The sequence below is a fragment of the Salmonella sp. SAL04157 genome, from assembly GCF_046551635.1.
GTDB classification, from domain to species: domain Bacteria; phylum Pseudomonadota; class Gammaproteobacteria; order Enterobacterales; family Enterobacteriaceae; genus Salmonella; species Salmonella enterica.
Genome location: NZ_JBGDVS010000005.1, coordinates 158,450 through 175,516, shown reverse-complemented (window position 1 = coordinate 175,516; position 17,067 = coordinate 158,450). Strand labels below are relative to the sequence as shown.

General features: G+C 53.2%; 14 protein-coding genes. 5 read left to right on the top strand and 9 right to left on the bottom strand.

The features are described 5' to 3' along the window. Positions 1–188: 188 nt before the first annotated feature. From glyS to ACLJRE_RS13190, 3 genes are all read right to left on the bottom strand, one after another. On the bottom strand, positions 189–2,258 hold the full coding sequence (gene glyS / locus ACLJRE_RS13200) for a glycine--tRNA ligase subunit beta (protein WP_001291734.1): 2,070 nt from the start codon (positions 2,256–2,258) through the stop codon (positions 189–191). Between the two features lie 9 nt (positions 2,259–2,267). Then, a complete protein-coding gene (glyQ, locus tag ACLJRE_RS13195; RefSeq protein ID WP_001168556.1) occupies positions 2,268–3,179 on the bottom strand; it encodes a glycine--tRNA ligase subunit alpha in 912 nt (303 codons plus the stop codon). A 138-nt stretch (positions 3,180–3,317) separates the two neighbouring features. Continuing rightward, positions 3,318–3,620, bottom strand: coding sequence for a YsaB family lipoprotein (locus ACLJRE_RS13190; protein WP_000605592.1), 303 nt, complete (start codon positions 3,618–3,620; stop codon positions 3,318–3,320). Between the two features lie 165 nt (positions 3,621–3,785). On the opposite strand from ACLJRE_RS13190, the gene ACLJRE_RS13185 reads away from it, so the two are divergent. Next, positions 3,786–4,781: an acyltransferase gene (locus ACLJRE_RS13185; RefSeq protein ID WP_023212603.1), complete on the top strand. Its 996-nt coding sequence runs from the start codon at positions 3,786–3,788 to the stop codon at positions 4,779–4,781. 22 nt (positions 4,782–4,803) lie between these two features. Here the strand turns inward: ACLJRE_RS13185 and ACLJRE_RS13180 are convergent, their stop codons facing one another. From ACLJRE_RS13180 to xylA, 3 genes are all read right to left on the bottom strand, one after another. Next, a complete protein-coding gene (locus tag ACLJRE_RS13180; RefSeq protein ID WP_000340932.1) occupies positions 4,804–5,157 on the bottom strand; it encodes a YiaA/YiaB family protein in 354 nt (117 codons plus the stop codon). 174 nt (positions 5,158–5,331) lie between these two features. Continuing rightward, complete coding sequence (gene xylB, locus ACLJRE_RS13175; RefSeq protein WP_000275322.1) at positions 5,332–6,786, bottom strand: xylulokinase; 1,455 nt, start codon at positions 6,784–6,786, stop codon at positions 5,332–5,334. Positions 6,787–6,885: 99 nt separating this feature from the next. Continuing rightward, the gene (gene xylA, locus ACLJRE_RS13170; RefSeq protein ID WP_001149561.1) at positions 6,886–8,208 is read right to left on the bottom strand and encodes a xylose isomerase; all 1,323 of its coding nucleotides are present in this window, start codon (positions 8,206–8,208) and stop codon (positions 6,886–6,888) included. A 362-nt stretch (positions 8,209–8,570) separates the two neighbouring features. Here xylA and xylR point away from each other — a divergent pair, with 362 nt between their 5' ends. After that, positions 8,571–9,749 (top strand): D-xylose utilization transcriptional activator XylR, encoded by a 1,179-nt coding sequence (xylR, locus tag ACLJRE_RS13165; protein WP_000459824.1) that lies wholly within the window; start codon positions 8,571–8,573, stop codon positions 9,747–9,749. Positions 9,750–9,809: 60 nt separating this feature from the next. Here the strand turns inward: xylR and ACLJRE_RS13160 are convergent, their stop codons facing one another. Further along, positions 9,810–10,634: a protein bax gene (locus ACLJRE_RS13160; protein ID WP_001562170.1), complete on the bottom strand. Its 825-nt coding sequence runs from the start codon at positions 10,632–10,634 to the stop codon at positions 9,810–9,812. Between the two features lie 315 nt (positions 10,635–10,949). On the opposite strand from ACLJRE_RS13160, the gene ACLJRE_RS13155 reads away from it, so the two are divergent. Next, on the top strand, positions 10,950–12,977 hold the full coding sequence (locus ACLJRE_RS13155; protein WP_023212604.1) for an alpha-amylase: 2,028 nt from the start codon (positions 10,950–10,952) through the stop codon (positions 12,975–12,977). A gap of 173 nt (positions 12,978–13,150) precedes the next feature. After that, positions 13,151–14,401 (top strand): valine--pyruvate transaminase, encoded by a 1,251-nt coding sequence (avtA, locus tag ACLJRE_RS13150; RefSeq protein WP_000144381.1) that lies wholly within the window; start codon positions 13,151–13,153, stop codon positions 14,399–14,401. A gap of 36 nt (positions 14,402–14,437) precedes the next feature. Here avtA and ACLJRE_RS13145 read toward each other — a convergent pair whose 3' ends face one another. Then, on the bottom strand, positions 14,438–14,911 hold the full coding sequence (locus ACLJRE_RS13145) for a 4Fe-4S dicluster domain-containing protein (RefSeq protein WP_001078823.1): 474 nt from the start codon (positions 14,909–14,911) through the stop codon (positions 14,438–14,440). Between the two features lie 116 nt (positions 14,912–15,027). Next, positions 15,028–15,828: an IclR family transcriptional regulator YiaJ gene (yiaJ, locus tag ACLJRE_RS13140; RefSeq protein WP_000081340.1), complete on the bottom strand. Its 801-nt coding sequence runs from the start codon at positions 15,826–15,828 to the stop codon at positions 15,028–15,030. A 229-nt stretch (positions 15,829–16,057) separates the two neighbouring features. Here yiaJ and yiaK point away from each other — a divergent pair, with 229 nt between their 5' ends. Further along, entirely contained in the window at positions 16,058–17,056 is a 999-nt protein-coding gene (gene yiaK / locus ACLJRE_RS13135) for a 3-dehydro-L-gulonate 2-dehydrogenase (protein WP_000869005.1), read from the top strand. The last annotated feature ends 11 nt before the right edge of the window (positions 17,057–17,067 follow it).

Sequence of the window (17,067 nt, the reverse complement as noted above, 5' to 3'; positions counted from 1 at the left end):
CAAGCACCCGCAGCTATTCTAACGCCAATATCCGTACCGCCAGCGTTAATGTATTCCTGAAATATTTTTGCCAATCAATAGAAATAACCGCGTCTATGAGTTACAGAATTATTAGCGAATCGACTAGCACTCTTTACGTTATAAAAAAACCTGCCCGAGAGCAGGTTTTTATTTATTTAACTGAACGCTTATTGCAGTAACGAAATATCCGCAACCTGCAGGAACAGTTCGCGTAGTTTCGACAACAGCGTCAGGCGGTTGATACGGATATCTTTCTCTTCCGCGTTAACCATGACATTTTCGAAGAATTCATCCACCGGCGCGCGCAGAGCAGCCAGCTCAATCAACGCTTCCTGATAACGACCATCGGCAAAGTACGGCTGAAGCTTATCACGCAGCACAACCAGATGTCTGGCCAACTCAATTTCCGCCGCTTCTTTCAGTACGGAGGCGTGGACGATATCGTTCAGCGGCTCAGTGGCTTTCGCCAGGATGTTGGAGACGCGCTTGTTCGCCGCCGCCAGCGCAGAGGCTTCTTCCAGGGTGCGGAAGTGCGATACCGCTTTCATACGAGCATCGAAATCTGCCGGACGGGTCGGACGACGCGCCAGTACCGCCTGGATGGTGTCGACGGTGTAACCCTCGTCCTGATACCAGGCGCGGAAGCGACCCAGCATAAAATCGATCACATCATCGACTACGTTAGCATTGGTCAGCTTGTCGCCATACAGACGCGCCGCTTCTTCGGTCAGCGTTTGCAGATCAAGAGCGAGGTTCTTCTCAACGATGATGCGCAGCACGCCCAGCGCGGCACGACGCAGCGCAAACGGGTCTTTGTCGCCTTTCGGATGCTGACCGATACCGAAGATACCCGCCAGAGTGTCCATCTTATCGGCGATCGCCAACGCACAGGCCACCGGGTTAGACGGCAGGTCATCACCGGCAAAGCGCGGCTGATACTGCTCGTTAAGCGCCACAGCGACATCTTCCGCTTCACCATCGTGACGCGCGTAGTGCATCCCCATCACACCCTGGGTGTCGGTGAACTCGAAGACCATGTTGGTCATCAGGTCGCACTTGGAGAGCAGGCCCGCACGAGTGGCGTGGTTAACGTCAGCGCCAATCTGACCGGCAATCCAGCCCGCCAGCGCCTGAATGCGATCGGTCTTATCGCGCAGGGTACCCAACTGCTGTTGAAACAGCACGGTTTGCAGACGCGGCAGATGATCTTCCAGACGTTTTTTACGGTCGGTGTTGAAGAAGAATTCGGCATCCGCCAGACGCGGACGCACCACTTTCTCGTTACCGGAGATAATCTGGGTCGGATCTTTCGATTCGATATTCGCGACGAAGATAAAGTTTGGCAGCAGCTTGCCCGCGTTGTCATAAACCGGGAAATACTTCTGGTCGCCCTTCATGGTGTACACCAGCGCTTCGGCAGGCACGGCGAGGAATTTCTCTTCGAATTTCGCCGTCAATACCACCGGCCATTCCACCAGCGAGGCGACCTCTTCCAGCAGGCTTTCGCTCAGGTCGGCATTACCGCCAATCTTACGTGCTGCTTCTTCGGCGTCCGCTTTGATTTTGGCTTTACGCGCTTCGTAATCCGCAATGACTTTACCGCGCTCCAGCAGAATTTGCGGGTACTGGTCAGCATTGTCGATAGTGAACTCCGGCTCACCCATAAAGCGATGGCCGCGAATGATGCGGTCAGACTGAATGCCCAGGATGGTCGCCGGAATGACCTTATCGCCCAACAGCAGGGTCACGGTGTGCACCGGACGCACGAAGTGGACGTCAGACGCGCCCCAGCGCATCAGTTTCGGGATCGGTAGTTTCGCCAGCGAGGTGGCTACCATGTTCGGCACCAGCGCTTCGGTACTTTCGCCCTTCACGTGGGCGCGATACAGCAGCCATTCGCCTTTGTCGGTCTTCAGACGCTCGGCCTGATCAACGGTGATCCCGCAGCCGCGCGCCCAGCCTTCTGCCGCTTTGCTCGGTTTGCCTTCGGCGTCGAACGCCTGGGCAATCGCCGGACCACGTTTTTCGACTTCGCGATCGGGCTGAGATTCAGCAAGATTCGCCACTTTCAGCGCCAGACGGCGCGGGGCGGCAAACCATTCAACGTTACCGTGCGCGAGGCCGGCGTTATCCAGCTCCGCAGTGAAGTTCGCAGCAAAGGACTCAGCCAAACTGCGCAGTGCTTTTGGTGGCAGCTCTTCAGTGCCGATTTCCACCAGAAAAGTTTTCTCAGACATGGCCGCCTCTTACTTGTCTTTGTTGCACATCGGGAAGCCGAGGGCTTCACGGGAAGCATAATAAGCCTCTGCCACTGCTTTGGTCAGGGTGCGAATACGCAAAATGTAGCGCTGACGTTCGGTGACGGAGATAGCTTTACGCGCATCCAGCAGGTTGAAGCTATGGGCGGCTTTCAGAATACGCTCGTAGGCCGGCAGCGGCAGCGGGTTTTCCAGTGCCAGCAGCTGCTGGGCTTCTTTTTCATACTGCTCGAAGCAGGTGAATAAGAAATCCACATCGGCGTATTCAAAGTTATAGGTGGACTGCTCCACTTCGTTCTGATGGAACACGTCGCCGTAGGTGGTTTTACCCAGCGGGCCATCGCTCCAGACCAGGTCGTAAACGCTGTCCACGCCCTGGATATACATCGCCAGACGTTCCAGACCGTAGGTGATTTCACCGGTCACCGGCTTGCACTCCAGGCCGCCGACCTGCTGGAAGTAGGTGAACTGCGTCACTTCCATGCCATTCAGCCACACTTCCCAGCCGAGTCCCCAGGCGCCCAGCGTCGGGTTCTCCCAGTTATCTTCCACGAAACGGATATCGTGAATGGTCGGGTCCATACCCAGCTCTTTCAGAGAACCGAGATACAGCTCCTGAATATTCTCCGGAGATGGCTTAATCACCACCTGAAACTGATAGTAGTGCTGTAAGCGGTTCGGGTTTTCGCCGTAGCGGCCATCGGTCGGACGACGAGAAGGCTGCACATAGGCAGTCGCCATCGGCTCTGGCCCCAGCGCGCGCAGGCAGGTCATTGGATGAGAAGTTCCCGCGCCGACTTCCATGTCCAATGGTTGAACAATGGTGCAGCCCTGGCGAGCCCAGTAATCCTGTAAGGTCAGGATCAAGCCCTGGAAGGTCCTGGTATCAAACTTTTGCATATTATTTCGTGCTGGATACGTGTGGATTTAAAGGAAGGAGCCAGTATACCCGCTGGATGCGAGATATACAGTATGAAACCGGTTTGTTTAGCGAAAATTGCCGGATTTCGCGGCATCACACCTCACCAGGCGCGGCTTTTACCGCATAGAAAGATGTAAAAACTGCCCATCTGCATCAAAAGAGCAGACAAAACTCTCTTTACGGAAGGTATTACCACGCATCTCATAGCTCCCCTGAAACTGCTCGAATCCGGTAACAGCAATTTTCTGTGCGCCAGTGTTGTAACGCTGCGCCGCCTGGGCTTTACACAATGCTTCCATATCCAGCGTGCGTGTTGGGCTCACTTTACTCTGCTGGGCTTTTTGCGTCGGTGGCGGTGTCGCTGTGCATCCCACCAGAGCGATGGCTATCATCACAGTACAGAAATACTTCATTATCATTTTTATTACCGTCTGGTTTGCTGGTCAGTCTTATTATTAAGGTTTGTGGGTAGCAGACACATTGTGCGAATCTCCTTACGCCATCACAAGATGTAGCGTAGAAAGTCAGATTTTTCCAGTGAGCCACCGCGCTGGAACTCTATTGAAACGGAAGCTGAGGAACTGATGCAGCCTAAAATTAACTGGATTGATAACCTGCGAGGGATCGCCTGTTTAATGGTAGTGATGATCCATACTACAACGTGGTACATCACCAACGCCCACAGCGTCAGCCCGCTAAACTGGGATATTGCGAATGTCCTGAATTCGGCTTCGCGCGTTAGCGTTCCCCTGTTTTTTATGATTTCAGGCTATCTTTTTTTTGGCGAGCGCTGCGCGCAACCGCGGCATTTTTTACGTATCGCCCTGTGCCTTATCTTTTACAGCGTTGTCGCCCTGGCTTACATTTCACTTTTTACTTCGATCAACGTCGAGCTTTCGCTAAAAAATGCGCTGCAAAAACCCGTGTTTTACCACCTGTGGTTTTTCTTTGCGATTACGGTGATCTACCTGGTATCGCCATTAATCCAGGTAAAAAACGTGAGCGGCAAAATGCTCCTGATGCTGATAGTGATCATTGGTATTATTGCTAACCCAAATACTGTGCCGCAAAAAATCGGCGGCGTTGAATGGTTGCCCATCAATCTGTATATCAGCGGCGACACGTTCTACTACATTCTCTACGGTATCCTGGGCCGCGCCATTGGAATGATGGAGACGCAAAAGTCATCGCTGACGCTTATCTGCACTGCCCTGTTCATCATCGCGGTATTTGTTATTTCTCGCGGCACATTGCATGAATTACGCTGGCGCGGAAATTTTGCCGATACCTGGTATCTGTATTGCGGTCCCATGGTGTTTATTTGCGCTGTCTCACTGTTCACGGTAGTTAAAAATAAGCTGAATGCGCGGACGTTACCTGGACTGGGGCTTATCTCCCGCCACTCGTTGGGTATTTATGGTTTCCACGCGCTGATTATCCATGCGCTACGTACTAATGGTCTGGAGTTAAAACGTTGGCCGCCGTTAGACATCGTGTGGGTTTTTGCCGCGACGGTGACAGGAAGCCTGCTACTTTCCATGCTGTTACAGCGTATTGATAAACGGAAATGGGTTAGCTAAACGACAATGATGGCTCCGGCCATCATTCATCATCACTGTAGGAAGCGTAAAGATCGGTTCCATATATACTGACCCCCAGCGCCACCAGACACAGTATTTTCAGCGCGCCCGCCAGCGCCAGGTTAAATACGCCGACCGCGACCATGCCGATGCCAAGCAACAGCAAAGATTTGCAACGAGAAAGCAAGCGGTCATTCCCCGTGTGTTCCTGGCGAATTAAGACTGGAAAACCGCACATGACGATTGCCGCAAAAAAATATCCCTTTTCGCTTAATGTATGACAGCCTGGCCACAGTCCCACCAGGTATACCACTGCACCGACAACTAACATTCCCAGGCCGAATATCCGTTTCCTGCGTGCAACGTGATCGTCCATCTCACTCTCCTTGTGGTTGTGTGAGACACATTAAGCGAAGAAATAGCGATGAAAAAGGCGCCTGCTCAGCAATAATATAAAAATCAGAAAACACACATACTTACTTCGATATAATTCAATAGAATTAATATTTACGGGAAATGCCTTTCAGCCAAAACCGAAAGGCATTCTGACTTATGACATCAACGGCAACAGCTGCTGATAGAGTCGACGGAAGGTTTCACGACGTTGTTGATAAACCGCATGACGCTGCGCATCAGGATAATGCGCCTGCTCCAGCGGCAACTGCGGCAATACATCGGCGAGCGGAGTCTGTTTATTCACCGCAATTTGCGCCAGACGCGCCGCGCCCAGCGCTGGCCCCACATCGCCGCCAGTACGATAATCAAGCTGTAGCCCGCTAATATCAGATAGCATCTGACGCCAGTATTCGCTGCGCGCTCCGCCGCCGATAAGCGTCACGCTGGCGGGTTTGACGCCGCAGGCGTGAACCACATCCATGCCATCCGCCAGAGCATATCCCACGCCTTCCAGTACCGCCCGCGCCAGTTCCGCCGGACCATGCTGATGGGTTAAACCAAAGAAAACGCCTTTTGCCTGCGGATTATTGTGCGGCGTGCGCTCGCCGGACAGGTACGGCAAAAACCAGATCGGATCGGTATGCTCATCCGCCAGCTGCGCGGCGGCAATCAGTGTCGGGACGTTCTTCTGCCCGGTGAGTTTAGCCGCCCAGTCCAGACAAGAGGCGGCGCTCAACATTACAGACATTAAATGCCAGCGTTCCGGCAGCGCATGGCAAAAACTGTGTACTGCGCTCTCCGGTTTACTCAGAAAGCCGTCGCTGACGGCAAAATAGACGCCCGATGTTCCAAGTGAGAGCATCGCCTGTCCGGCATCGATCATTCCTACGCCGACCGCGCCAGCCGCATTGTCGCCGCCGCCCGCCACCACAGGTACTGCTGGCATTCCCCATGCGCTGGCTACCTCTGGCAGCAACGTTCCGGTAATGTCACTACCTTCAAATAACGCTGGCATCTGCTGTCGGGTTAAATGACAGGCGTTGAGCATAACGTCGCTCCAGTCGCGCTTTTTCACGTCCAGCCACATCGTTCCTGCCGCATCCGACATATCGCTGGCAAAGACGCCCGTCATTCGCAGCCGCAGAAAATCTTTCGGCAGCAGAACTTTGTCTATCTGGCGGAAAATATCCGGTTCGTGGCGCTGCACCCAGACTAATTTGGGCGCGGTAAAACCGGGCATCATCAGATTACCGGTTATCGCACGCGACTGCGGCACCTGTTTTTCCAGCCAGGCGCACTCTTCGCTACAGCGTCCGTCATTCCATAAAATCGCTGGTCGCAGGACCTGCTGACGGCTATCAAGCAATGTCGCGCCATGCATTTGTCCGGCGATGCCCAACGCCCGGACGCCACTTAACGACTGTTGCCGACCTAAACCTTTAACCGCACGATCCGTCGCCTGCCACCACTGCTCTGGTTCCTGTTCCGACCATAAGGGATGCGGACGCGATACGGTCAGTTTTTCAGTATGCGTAGCCAGCACATCGCCCTGCTCATTCAACAGGATAGCTTTTACACCCGATGTACCAAGATCGATCCCGATATACATAGTGTGGGTTCCTTTACTGAAAGCGCCCGGCAGCGCTACGCTTACCGGGCTAATCACGACTACAGGCCGGGCTAACGCGGAGTCGCCCGGTAGATAGGGTTATTTATCAAACAGATAACGGTTAACCAGATTTTCTAACAGCTCCTGATGACCGCTTTGATGTACTGGCGCCAGATTGTGCTGCTCCGCATACTGCGCCAGTTCGCCTAAGGAGAGTTGTCCTTTCAGAATCTGCTGCCCCAGCTCGCCATTCCAGCCGGCATAGCGCTTCGCCACGCGTTTATCCAGCTCGCCATCTTCAACCATACGCGCGGCAATTTTCAGCGACAACGCCATCGTATCCATCGCGCCGATATGACCGTAGAACAGATCGTATTTATCGGTGCTCTGGCGACGAACTTTGGCGTCGAAGTTGAGACCGCCCGTCGTGAATCCGCCCGCTTTCAGGATTTCGTACATCACCAGCGCGTTCTCTTCAACGCTAATCGGGAACTGATCGGTATCCCAGCCCAGTTGCGCATCGCCGCGGTTGGCGTCAACGGAGCCAAAAATACCCAGCGCGATAGCGGTCGCGATTTCATGGTGGAACGAATGGCCCGCCAGCGTGGCGTGGTTCGCCTCAATGTTCACTTTGATCTCTTTTTCCAGGCCGAACTGTTTGAGGAAGCCATAGACCGTTGCAACGTCATAATCATACTGATGTTTTGTCGGTTCCTGCGGTTTCGGTTCAATCAGCAGCGTGCCCTGGAAACCCATTTTATGTTTGTGCTCGACCACCATTTGCATAAAGCGGCCAATCTGTTCGCGTTCCTGGCGCAGATCGGTATTCAGCAACGTTTCATAACCTTCGCGCCCGCCCCACAGGACGTAATTTTCGCCGCCCAGTTTATGCGTGGCGTTCATTGCCGTAACCACTTGCGTCGCTGCCCAGCTAAAGACCTCCGGGTCCGGGTTAGTGGCGGCGCCTGCGCCATAGCGCGGGTTGGTAAAGCAGTTCGCCGTTCCCCACAGCAGTTTTACGCCGCTCTGCTCCTGTTTCGCCGCCAGCACATCCACCATCTGCGCGAAGTTGTTTTTATATTCTTTCAACGACGCGCCTTCCGGCGACACATCCACGTCATGGAAGCAATAAAAAGGCACATTCAGTTTGTGGAAAAATTCAAACGCCACGTCCGCTTTGCGTTTCGCCAGCTCCAGCGCTTCGCCCGGTTGCTGCCACGGACGATTAAACGCGCCTACACCAAACATATCCGCGCCGTTCCAGCAGAAGGTATGCCAGTAACAGGCCGCGAAACGCAGGTGATCTTCCATACGTTTACCTAAAACCAGCTCGTCGGGATTGTAATGACGAAATGCCAGCGGGTTAGTCGATTGAGGGCCTTCATAGCGAACACGATCGAGTTGGTCAAAATAAGCCTGCATAGTGAGCTCCATAATCAGATAAGACGGCAAGTAAACGACATAACGTCATACTGGAATTTCCTGATTTATTGCTCAATTACGTTATTTCACACCGCTATTAAGAGAATCCCCAAATGTGCTCTGGCTCTCAAAAAAACGCTGAAAACCACAGAAGAAAAAAGCGATCGCGATCGAATCCTGGCAAATAAACAAAAAACCGTAATATATAGATAAGAAATGACAATTGTCATCCGCCGTTTGCTGTGATGAATTTCGCATAACGTTTCAGGCGCAAAATAATTTGTCATCATTCGCCAGACCGTTATGTCAGCCGTTTTGATAGTATCCATGAGTCCAGGTTCACTTTTGCAGGATATATCCTCATGTTTGATAAACGTCACCGCATCACTCTGTTATTTAACGCGAATAAAGCCTATGACCGTCAGGTAGTGGAGGGGGTGGGTGAATATTTACAAGCCTCGCAATCCGAATGGGATATATTTATTGAGGAAGATTTCCGTGCCCGTATCGATAACATTAAAGAGTGGTTAGGCGACGGCGTTATTGCCGATTACGATGATGACGATATCGCGCAATTATTGGCCGATGTCGACGTACCCATTGTCGGGGTCGGCGGTTCTTACCATCTTGCTGAAAATTATCCCGCCGTTCATTACATCGCCACCGATAATCATGCGCTCGTTGAAAGCGCTTTCCTGCACTTAAAAGAAAAAGGCGTTAACCGCTTCGCGTTTTACGGTTTGCCCGACTCCAGCCGTAAACATTGGGCGGCGGAACGGGAATACGCCTTTCGCCAGCTGGTCGCCGAGGAAAAATACCGCGGCGTAGTCTATCAGGGGCTGGAAACCGCGCCGGAAAACTGGCAGCACGCGCAAAATCGCCTCGCCGACTGGCTTCAGACGCTGCCGCCGCAAACCGGCATCATTGCCGTAACGGATGCCCGCGCCCGTCACGTATTGCAGGCCTGCGAACACCTGCATATTCCGGTGCCGGAAAAACTTTGCGTTATCGGTATTGATAACGAAGAGTTAACCCGTTATCTGTCGCGCGTCGCGCTTTCCTCCGTCGCGCAGGGGGCGCGGCAAATGGGCTATCAGGCGGCGAAGCTGCTGCACCGTTTGCTGGCGCGCGAAGAGATGCCGTTACAGCGCATTCTGGTGCCGCCGGTGCGCGTCATTGCGCGCCGCTCGACAGACTATCGCTCCCTGACCGATCCGGCGGTTATCCAGGCGATGCACTTTATTCGTAACCATGCCTGTAAGGGCATTAAAGTCGAGCAAGTGCTGGACGCGGTTGGGATTTCACGTTCAAACCTGGAAAAACGTTTTAAGGAAGAAGTTGGCGAGACGATACATGCGCTGATCCACGCCGAAAAGCTGGAAAAAGCGCGTAGTTTGTTGATTTCTACCACGTTGGCGATAAACGAAATTTCGCAAATGTGCGGCTACCCGTCACTGCAATATTTCTATTCGGTGTTTAAAAAGGAGTACGTCACTACGCCTAAGGAGTATCGCGACCAGCATAGTGAAGCGTTGTTGTAGTTTATCCAGCCTACAGACGCCTTATAAGCCGGATAGCGTAACGCCATCCGGCACACAGAATTACATATGCGCGGCGATCAGACGCTGGTTGTCCTGGTACATCGCGAACAAGTAGTTGTTATAGCGCGACCCTTGGGTAGAGTAACCCTTCAGCTTATGAATCATCGCCGTGGCGGTGACTTCCTGATCCGCCTTACGCAGTTGGGCGCGCGACTTGCGGAAAGAAGAATAAGCCGGATGCGTGTTCAGATTGGCGACATACGCGCTCACCGACTCCTCAACCGACGCGAATTGCGAGTAACCTTTCACCTTACCCGGCGTATTGGTACAACGCCCTTTCGTGCACTTCATGCCGAACAGGTTATTGTTGCTACGCGCCAGTTTAGAGGTTCCCCAGCCGCTTTCCGCCGCCGCCATCGTCGCCACCATGCTGGTTGGGATAATGTCGACGCGCTCCAGCAACGTATTCCACGGAATACGACGCGTGTTGCCGGACCAGCTCACTTTATAGCGCTTCGCGATATCTTTCATACGCGCGCGTTCAGACGGCGACCAGCGGTTCTGGTACTGTTTTGAGATCAGCCAATTACGGTCCGCGGTAATCGCGGCATTTTGGCTGGTGATGTAAGGCATAACGGTCCGGAGAAACGCTTTTTTTCTGGGGGTTCCGGAAGGGTATTTTCGCAAATCAGGAAGTGAACTGCTCTTTGCACTATTGCGAGAATACTCTTGTTTACTGCTAACCTGTTTATAACTTTTCTCGGTTATGTGGGACTTTTGACTCGTTTGCGTTGCGTGCGTCTTTGCCAGCACCTCACCCGAAAATGCGATGGTGAGTAACATAAGAATCATTGCCCCATATCGTCGCATGGGAGTCAATATCATTAGGTCTCCTGGTCGGATTGATACATTCCAACACCTTTTATTTTTCACGAAGTTAAGGTTTGAACCCCAAATTCTAGCAAAAATAGGCTTAAAAAGCACCTCAGGGAATAGTCTTAATCCGAAACTATGTCAACTATTAACGATAACAGACAGCAATAATGCCAATGAAATGTGGCGCTTATCGCAAATAGAGGCGTTTTTTTGCGCCTCGTCGCTCACCCTCGCGCCTCCTCCTGCGCGACTCTCTGCGGGGGAGGAGTTCATTCGCCTAAAAACCAGGCAAGCTGATGAATATTGCCCACAAAGGATAGCGTGATGAAACTTGCCGCCTTCGCTCTGACGCTGATACCCGGTATCGCGATCGCCTCATCATGGACCTCGCCCGGTTTTCCGACGTTCTCGACGCAGGAAACCGGACGCTTTACCAGCCATGCTGCATTAACAAAAGGTACACGCGCGTTAACGCTCCATATTGACCAGCAGTGCTGGCAGCCCTCCGGCGCCATAAAACTCAACCAGATGTTGTCGTTAAAACCCTGCGAAGGCGCGCCGCCGCAATGGCGTTTGTTTAAAGATGGCGACTATACGATAACGGTAGATACCCGCTCCGGTACGCCGACCCTGTTGTTATCGATAAAAACTGAACCTGAACGCACCACACAGCTCACCTACCAGTGTCCCGTCTGGGATGGTTCGCCGCTCACGCTGGATGTTCGCCAAACCTTTCCGGAAGGGACAGTAGTGCGCGATTATTACAGTGGTCAAACCGATACCGTCCAAAACGGGCAAATCACGCTGCGACCTGCCGACAGCCACGGGCTTTTATTGCTGGAACGCGCGGAAACCCATGCATCAGCGCCTTTTAACTGGCGCAACGCCACCGTTTATTTTGTGCTTACGGATCGTTTTCGCAATGGCGATCCAACCAACGACCACAGCTATGGTCGCCATAAGGATGGTATGCAAGAGATTGGCACTTTCCACGGCGGCGATTTACGCGGGTTGACGAGTAAACTGGACTATCTACAGCAATTAGGCGTGAACGCCTTGTGGATAAGCTCGCCGTTTGAACAGATCCACGGCTGGGTCGGCGGCGGAACAAAAGGTGATTTTCCTCATTACGCCTATCACGGCTATTACACTCAGGACTGGACGACGCTGGATGCCAATATGGGCAGCGAAGCCGATCTCCGCGCGCTGGTCGACGGCGCGCACCAGCGCGGCATCCGTATTTTATTTGACGTAGTAATGAATCATGCCGGTTACGCCACGCTGGCGGATATGCAGGAGTATCAGTTCGGCGCGCTCTATTTATCCGGCGCGGAACGGCAAAAAATTCTCGGCGATCGCTGGACAAACTGGCGACCCGCCGCCGGACAAAGCTGGCACAGCTTTAACGACTACATCAACTTCAGCGACAGCGCCGCCTGGGAAAAATGGTGGGGGAAAAAGTGGATTCGTACCGATATTGGCGACTACGACAGTCCGGGATTTGACGATTTAACCCTGTCGCTGGCCTTCCTGCCGGATATAAAAACGGAATCTACCACGCCTTCCGGCCTACCCGCGTTCTATGCCAACAAACCCGGTACTAAAGCAAAGTTCATTGAAGGCTATACGCCACGGGATTATCTGACTCACTGGTTAAGCCAGTGGGTGCATGATTACGGCATTGACGGGTTCCGGGTCGATACTGCCAAAAATGTTGAGCTTCCTGCCTGGCAACAGCTAAAAACCCAGGCCAGCGCGGCGTTACAGGAATGGAAGCAGGCCAATCCGGACAAAGCGCTGGATGATAGCCCGTTCTGGATGACTGGCGAAGCGTGGGGCCACGGCGTCATGAAAAGTGATTATTATCGCTATGGTTTCGACGCGATGATCAATTTTGATTATCAGGAGCAGGCGGCGAAAGCGGTCGATTGCCTGGCGGAAATGGGGCCAGTCTGGCAGCAGATGGCGGATAAAATGCAGGATTTCAACGTATTAAGTTACCTCTCCTCGCATGATACGCGCCTTTTCCGTGAGGGCGGTGATAAGGCGGCGGAACTGCTGCTGCTTTCACCGGGCGCGGTGCAGATCTTTTACGGCGATGAATCCGCTCGTCCCTTCGGCCCCACCGGTTCCGACCCGCTGCAAGGCACCCGTTCAGATATGAACTGGCAGGACGTGAGCGGAAAGTCAGCCGCAGCCGTCGCGCACTGGCAGCGTATTAGCCAGTTCCGCGCCAGACATCCCGCCATCGGCGCAGGCCAACAAACCACGCTGACGCTAAAACACGGGTACGGTTTTGTACGCCAGTACGGCGACGATACGGTGATGGTCGTCTGGGCGGGCCGCCGCTAATCGTTGCGCTACCGGTCTCCTCGCGTACCGGTAGCCCCTTCAAAATAAAAAACTAACCTGATAAAAATTTGTAGCATAAAACATCAACACTACCGCCTGACCCCCATTTGCGCCCCGCCATTTGTAGCGTTATGGTTATCCACTTTGACAGACAGTTCGATAGATCACCCGTTATGACATTTTCACTTTTCGGCGATAAATTTACCCGCCATTCAGGCATTACCCGCCTGATGGAGGATCTCAACGACGGCTTACGCACGCCAGGCGCCATCATGCTTGGCGGCGGTAACCCGGCACACATCCCTGCAATGCAGGATTATTTCCAGACGCTACTGACAGATATGGTAGAAAGCGGCAAAGCCGCTGATGCGCTTTGTAATTATGACGGTCCCCAGGGAAAAACGGCGCTACTGAATGCACTGGCCGTACTGCTACGTGAAACGCTGGGATGGGATATCGAACCACAGAATATTGCGCTGACAAATGGCAGTCAGAGCGCGTTTTTCTACTTATTTAATCTCTTCGCCGGACGTCGCGCCGACGGCAGTACGAAAAAGGTACTATTCCCGCTTGCGCCGGAATACATCGGCTATGCAGATTCCGGTCTGGAAGACGACCTCTTCGTTTCGGCGCGCCCGAATATTGAACTGCTGCCGGAAGGCCAGTTTAAGTATCACGTCGATTTTGAGCATCTGCACATCGGCGAAGAAACGGGGATGATTTGCGTCTCGCGCCCGACCAACCCAACCGGTAACGTTATCACCGACGAAGAGCTGATGAAGCTGGACAGACTGGCGAATCAGCACAACATCCCACTGGTGATTGATAACGCTTATGGCGTACCGTTTCCGGGCATTATCTTTAGCGAGGCGCGCCCGCTGTGGAACCCCAATATTATCCTATGCATGAGCCTCTCAAAGCTGGGGCTGCCCGGCTCCCGCTGCGGGATTATCATCGCCAATGATAAGACGATTACCGCCATTGCCAACATGAACGGCATCATCAGCCTTGCGCCCGGCGGCATGGGTCCGGCGATGATGTGCGAAATGATTAAGCGTAACGATCTGCTGCGGCTGTCGGAAACGGTTATCAAACCTTTCTACTATCAGCGCGTTCAACAGACTATCGCGATCATTCGTCGCTATTTATCCGAAGAACGCTGCCTGATTCATAAACCGGAAGGCGCAATATTTTTGTGGCTGTGGTTTAAAGATCTGCCGATTACCACCGAGCTACTCTATCAACGCTTGAAAGCGCGCGGCGTGCTGATGGTGCCGGGCCACTATTTCTTTCCCGGACTGGATAAACCCTGGCCGCACACACACCAATGTATGCGGATGAACTACGTGCCTGAACCGGATAAAATCGAGGCGGGCGTAAAAATTCTGGCAGAAGAGATTGAACGCGCCTGGCGTGAAGGCTGACGGTTATTCCGGCCATCATGCAGGCCGGAACGACGTTCAGAAAGGTTGAGAATAGAGGCGCTGGCGCTGCACGTGTGCTGCGTCAACGCACTGTAACGCACTGGTCGGGCAGGCTTCCACGCACGCCGGCCCCGCTTCCCGATGCCAGCAAAGATCGCATTTAATCGCCTGCGCGCCTGACGTGGACGCCACCACGGTCATCGCGCCAAACGGGCAAGCCAGCATACAGCTTTTACAACCAATGCAGCGCGATGGCGTCACGAAGATATGCCCCCGATCACGTCGAAGCGCCTGTACCGGGCAGACATTCGCGCACGGCGCGTCCTCACACTGATGGCAGACCGTGGCCGTGGTGAAGCTATCCTCTTTTATCACCCGGATACGCGGCACAAAGTCCGCCGTCGTCACCGCCGCGCTATTCTGCTGTTCCTGGTGCGACACCACGCAGGCGACCTCGCAGGTACGACACCCGATACACGCCGACGCATCCGCCATAATAAACCGGTTCATTGTTCTCCCCCTGCGTTAAAACGCCAGAATGCCAGAGAGCCATTCCCCGCCGCTTTGATCCCACTACGCAAACGGACAAATTTTGTCAGATGCCTGATAAAACCTGGCGAGCTGTCTTATTCGCGAACGGTAAATCCCAGCTCATTAGAGATAGCCTGTGCGGTTTCACGCAACGGTTTGAGCAGATTTTTCTCGCCGATCTGTTTTAGCCGTGACGTCGACAGTGAAATAGAAATGGCGTAAGGCACTCGATGGTGAATATCAAACACAGGCACAGCAATACAGGAAACGCCCAGTTCATTTTCTTCGCGATCCATTGCCATGCTGGTTTCACGAATTTGCGCCAGCTCATCGTACATTGCTGGTAAATCGGTAATGGTGTTGCGAGTCAGCGGCTGGATCTGATCTTTATGGCTTTCCCAGTAAGACGCCACATAATCCGGCTGACCAAACGCCATATAAATTTTCCCCATCGCCGAGCAGTACAGCGGCATATGCTGGCCAATGTAGGCGCGCGTGCGCAGCATACCGGTGGTCGGTTCCAGCTTATAAATCAGGATAGCGTGATCATCTTCACGGCTGGAAAAATTCACCGTCTCGCCGGTGGTCAGGTTGAGCGCCTCAAGGTGCGGTGCCGCAACGTGGATGATATTCAGCGATGACAGGGCTTTTTGGCCGACGGCAATAAACTTTGTCGTCAGACGGTAGCTCCCGGCCGCCGGCGCTGGCGTCACGTATCCGCAGGATTGAAGCCCCTGCAACAAACGATGGACGGTACTCTTGTTCAACCCCGCCAGCTCCGACAGGTGCGCCAGCGGGCAACCGTTCGGGTAGTTACTCAAAATTTCTATCAACATCAGGCCACGAAACAGGCTCTGACTCCCCGCAGGCTTCTCTTTATCGTTGTTCTGGCTCATCAGAAAACTCTCTCCTTTCTTGGGCGATCAGATGGTAGCTCAAAGTGTGTTGCAGTTCACGATATCAGCATAAAAAACATAACCCGATGATTTTAATCGTTTTTAAAAACCTTCTCTGGCGTTGCCATGTCAATTTTTGATCTATATATTTGGAACTACATTTCGTATTATGAAATTTATCGACAAAAAAACATACTAAAATTTCTAACAATCGACCAGGAGAACAGGGATGAAAGTAACTTTCGAAGAGTTAAAAGGGGCCTTCTACCGCGTCTTGCGGTCGCGGAATATTGCGGAAGATACCGCCGACGCCTGCGCGGAAATGTTCGCTCGCACCACCGAGTCCGGTGTCTATTCCCACGGCGTGAACCGCTTTCCCCGCTTCATCCAGCAACTGGATAACGGCGACATTATTCCTGATGCTAAACCGCAGCGGGTTACCAGCCTCGGCGCCATCGAACAGTGGGATGCTCAGCGCGCTATCGGCAACCTGACGGCGAAAAAGATGATGGACCGGGCCATCGAGCTGGCTTCCGATCATGGTATTGGCCTGGTGGCGTTACGTAATGCTAACCACTGGATGCGCGGCGGCAGCTACGGCTGGCAGGCGGCGGAAAAAGGCTATATCGGCATTTGCTGGACCAACTCCATCGCCGTCATGCCGCCATGGGGCGCGAAAGAGTGCCGTATCGGTACCAATCCGCTGATCGTCGCCATCCCGTCTACGCCGATCACTATGGTAGATATGTCGATGTCGATGTTCTCTTACGGCATGCTGGAGGTTAACCGCCTGGCCGGCCGCGAGCTTCCTGTTGACGGTGGATTTGACGATGAAGGTAATTTGACCAAAGAACCGGGCGTTATCGAGAAAAATCGCCGCATTTTACCAATGGGTTACTGGAAAGGCTCTGGTCTGTCGATTGTGCTGGACATGATTGCCACCCTGCTTTCCAACGGTTCTTCCGTTGCCGAAGTGACCCAGGAAAACAGCGATGAGTATGGCGTTTCGCAGATCTTCATCGCCATAGAAGTGGATAAGCTGATCGATGGCGCAACCCGCGATGCCAAACTGCAGCGGATTATGGATTTCATCACCACTGCTGAACGTGCTGACGACAACGTCGCGATTCGGCTGCCCGGCCACGAATTTACCAAATTGCTGGATGACAACCGCCGTCACGGTATCACCATTGACGACAGCGTCTGGGCCAAAATTCAGGCGCTGTAAGGAGCCACATC